General features: G+C 39.4%; 2 protein-coding genes. One reads left to right on the top strand and one right to left on the bottom strand.

The genetic code is table 11. The features are described 5' to 3' along the window. Positions 1-500 precede the first annotated feature (500 nt). Positions 501-3,092, top strand: a complete 2,592-nt coding sequence (locus tag GQR46_RS17015; RefSeq protein ID WP_024608153.1) for a TonB-dependent receptor — start codon at positions 501-503, stop codon at positions 3,090-3,092. 59 nt (positions 3,093-3,151) lie between these two features. Here the strand turns inward: GQR46_RS17015 and GQR46_RS17010 are convergent, their stop codons facing one another. Continuing rightward, positions 3,152-3,757: a peroxiredoxin C gene (locus GQR46_RS17010; protein ID WP_007378637.1), complete on the bottom strand. Its 606-nt coding sequence runs from the start codon at positions 3,755-3,757 to the stop codon at positions 3,152-3,154. Positions 3,758-4,094 lie beyond the last annotated feature (337 nt).

Genomic DNA, 4,094 nt, shown 5'->3' with positions numbered 1-4,094 from the left:
AATTTAATTCGTTAAATTGATCAAAGATTTATGCAGGTTGGTATTACTTAGCCATTATCAGCAATTACTCCTGCATTACCCCACCTCCTGTATCTAGCAGTCGTAAATCAGAAAATTTCAATGCCTTTAGCATCAATTTTAACCCCTCAAATTGATTAAGTATTACTGCGAATTGGTATTACATAATTGAATAAATTAAAAGTATAAAAACAAACATAAGTTTTAATTTATAGAAATAAATTATTACAAATTATTTCTATCATTAGCTATTCCACACATGGCTTCATGTAGCTATATGACAATTATTAACCCTATGTCCTATTCACGCTTAGTTTCACCTAGAAAACAAAGTATAAATAAGGTCATAAAACCCACAAAAAAGCATTGAAACTAATACTTAAATCACAAATTAAGCTAATTGCTAACACTTAAGTTACATGATATTAATACCCGCGCTTGTTAAGCAAATAATTTTATAATATATCAACAAGGACTTAAGGATGAAGCAATCAACTGCATTTACACCAAGCATTATTGTGGGCGCAACACTCGCATTATCAGCAGGTTTTACAACAACAGCCTACGCAGCAGAAGAAGCTAAAAAAGTAGAGCGAATTCAGGTTACTGGTTCTCGTATTAAGCGAACTGATATTGAAGGGCCTTCTCCGGTACAATCAATCGGTAGAGCTGAAATCGAAAACATGGGTTACGATAATTTACAGCAACTTCTAGAAAGAATGCCTGTAGCAGGTAGCGGTACTTTCTCTACTCGTGGTAACAACCAAGATTCAACCGCTAACGGTTCAGCTGCAGTAAGCTTACGTGGCTTAGGAGCCGATGCAACACTGGTATTAATTAATGGTCGCCGTGTATCAATTAGTGCCTTTGCTGAAGGTATCACCAACTCATTTGTAGATATTAACAGTATTCCTGTTTCTGCTATTGAGCGTATCGACATACTAAAAGATGGCGCTTCAGCTATCTATGGCTCAGATGCAGTAGCGGGTGTAGTTAACGTTATCTTAAAGAAAGATATTGATGGTGTTGAGATTAACCTAGGCTATGGCGGTACGGATGGTCCAAATTATGAAGAAACAACAGCAAGCCTAGTTTGGGGTACAACAAGCGAAAAAAGTAGTGCATCTGTTATTATCGATTACTTTAAAAACACATCTCTTTCTTCTGATGAAATGGGCAGCCTTGGCACTGCAAACCAAGCACCTTATGGTGGTGAAGATTTCCGTTCATCTCGTGGTTTCCCAGGCTACTTTTATGTGGATGGCGTTAAAACAATCGACCCTGCCTGTCCTGCTGAAAATGCAACTTCAAGTGGTAGCTGTTTATTTGATTACGGCCCATATGGATATGTTGCCCCAGCATCTGAGCGTGTAGGCGCTATTTCACAATTTGAATACCGCTTTGATAACGGCATTACTGGCTTTTTAGAAATGGCTGTTCAGCATAACAGCTCTGTCGCTGCAGGTGCACCAACACCACTTGATGAAGATGCAGGCCTTACGGTACCCGCTAATCACCCAAACAATCCATTTGGTGAAGACATTCAAATTGGTCGTTACCGTACAGTAGATGCAGGCGCTCGCCAATGGGACATTGAGTCAGACACCTTACGCTTTGTTGCAGGGTTAAAAGGCGAAATAAACGATTGGAGCTGGGAGACAGCGGTACAAAAAGGTCGCAGTAAATCACTACAAACAGGCGATCGTACACAAGGCTGGGTACGCACCGATTTCTTACAACAAGAAATTGATGCCGGTAACTATAATCCATTCGGTGGCACATATAACGACCCAGCTGTAATTGACAGAATCACAACTAGCTTAGTGCGTCGCGGTGAGTCTCATATGACCTCTTTTGACGCTAACATTACAGGTGAAGCGTTTAGTTTTGGTGGCGAAGCTGTAATGATGGCCGCCGGTATTGAGTACCGTGAAGAAGATGTAAATGATATCCCTGATGATCAATTTCAACGTGGCTTAATATTTGGTACTGAATCAGTATCAGCTTCTGCTGATCGTGAACAATACGCTGCATATGTTGAGTTCTCAATCCCACTTGCTGAAAACCTCGAACTACAATTAGCCGGTCGTTACGATGATTATAGCGACTTTGGTACAACAACAAATCCAAAAATAGCTCTGCGCTGGGCACCGACTGATGAAGTAACGGTTCGTGGTTCTTGGGCGCAAGGCTTTAGAGCGCCTTCGTTAGCGCAAATAGGCTTAGGTCCATCACAAAAAAGCCAATTTTTTGTTGATACACAGCGCTGTGAACAAACAGGATTAGATTGCCAAGCACTTGATTACAACATTGAGTTCTCTGGTAACCCTGATTTACAAGCAGAAGAGTCAGAATCATGGAACGTGGGCGTTATCTGGGCACCAACAGCTGAGTTTGGTTTAAGTGTTGATGTATGGAGCATTACTCAAGATAATAAAATCGATGAAGAAGAATTTGGTCCTATTTATGCTGCAGAATGTGGTAACCAAAATAGTACCGTATGTGTTCGTTTAGCTCCTACAGGCGGAGCAAGCTTAGGCACAATACAAAAAATACACAGCACATTTAAAAATTTATCATCGCAAGAAGTGTCTGGTGTTGATGTTTCAGCAAACTATAACCACTCTCTTGATGACTTAGGTTTACTTAAATTTAATTTAGAGTGGGCATATCAAGATAAGTTTGAAAAAGATGGTCGTGATTACACGGGTGAATATGGCTACCCAGAGCATCGCTTTATTTTCTCAACCAACTGGGAAATTGGTGAGTTTAACACCAATGTAAATATCAGTTATGTAGGCGAATTTGAAGATACGCCTGATATCGACTTTGATGGCAATTTAGACTTTGATAGCAATACTTCACGTATGATTGACTCGCAAACGCTTGTTGATTTACAAACGTCGTACCGTATTACTGAATCAGCTAAAATATCTTTAGGTGTTAATAACTTATTTGATGAAGAGCCACCATTTGCAATTGGTGATGGCGATGGCGATTTATACGGTTATGCATCAGCTGTGCATAATCCTCGTGGCCGCTACTTGTACACTAAAGTAAGCTTTTCTTTCTAAATAAAAGACACAAAAAAACCGCCAATTGGCGGTTTTTTTATTTAAAACTAAGGGCTAAATTATAGCTCGCCTTCGTTTTCAGATAAGAACTTAGCAACGCCTTCAGGGCTTGCGTCCATACCTTTTTTACCTTCAGTCCAACCAGCAGGACATACTTCACCGTGTTCAGTGTGGAACGCTAGCGCGTCAACCATGCGAAGCATTTCGTCGATGTTACGACCTAGTGGTAAATCGTTCACTACTTGGTGACGTACATTGCCTTCTTCGTCGATTAAGAATGAACCACGAAATGCAACACCTGCTTCTGGATGCTCAACGTCATACGCTTTACAAATTTCGTGTTTAACATCTGCAACTAGTGCGTATTGAACTTTACCAATACCGCCGTCTGCAACAGCAGTGTTACGCCATGCGTTATGTGAGAATTGTGAATCGATAGAAACACCAATTACTTCTACGCCACGCTTTTGAAACTCTTCAAAACGCTTATCAAATGCAATAAGTTCAGAAGGACATACAAACGTGAAATCTAGTGGGTAAAAGAAGATAACTGCTTTTTTACCTTTAATTGTTTCATGAAGGTTATAGCTATCTACAATTTCACCGTTACCAAGAACAGCTGCAGCGGTAAAGTCTGGTGCCTGGCGGCCTACTAATACACCCATTTTATTCTCCAAATATTTTGAGTTTGTTTTCAATTGCTTTCGCAATGCTGGTACTTATATGGGCGCTAAAAATTAAAAACCAATAGCGAACACATATAATTAATTGGCATTCTAAAGTTATTCACTACAAAAGAACAATCGCATTTAACGATGTGAGCAATCGAAAATAACGAACACTTACAACTTGCACTAATCTGCTTGAATAATAGGTCTATTTTGAAGTGTAAATTGCGTTGTAATTAGATAGAACTTTTGACGTTACTGAAGAAAGCTTAATACATTAAATTGTTTAAAAATTCATATAATGCGGTATTAATTTTTACAGCTACAAAAAAAC

Source organism: Pseudoalteromonas sp. Z1A6 (assembly GCF_011378745.1).
GTDB classification, from domain to species: domain Bacteria; phylum Pseudomonadota; class Gammaproteobacteria; order Enterobacterales; family Alteromonadaceae; genus Pseudoalteromonas; species Pseudoalteromonas arctica.
Note: the sequence above shows the minus strand (reverse complement) of the source record. Positions and strands in the feature narration are given on the sequence as shown.

Coding starts and splice junctions, on each gene's coding strand:
- GQR46_RS17015 (WP_024608153.1), top strand. CDS start 501: ATGAAGCAATCAACTGCATTTACACCAAGCATTATTGTGGGCGCAACA.
- GQR46_RS17010 (WP_007378637.1), bottom strand. CDS start 3,757: ATGGGTGTATTAGTAGGCCGCCAGGCACCAGACTTTACCGCTGCAGCT.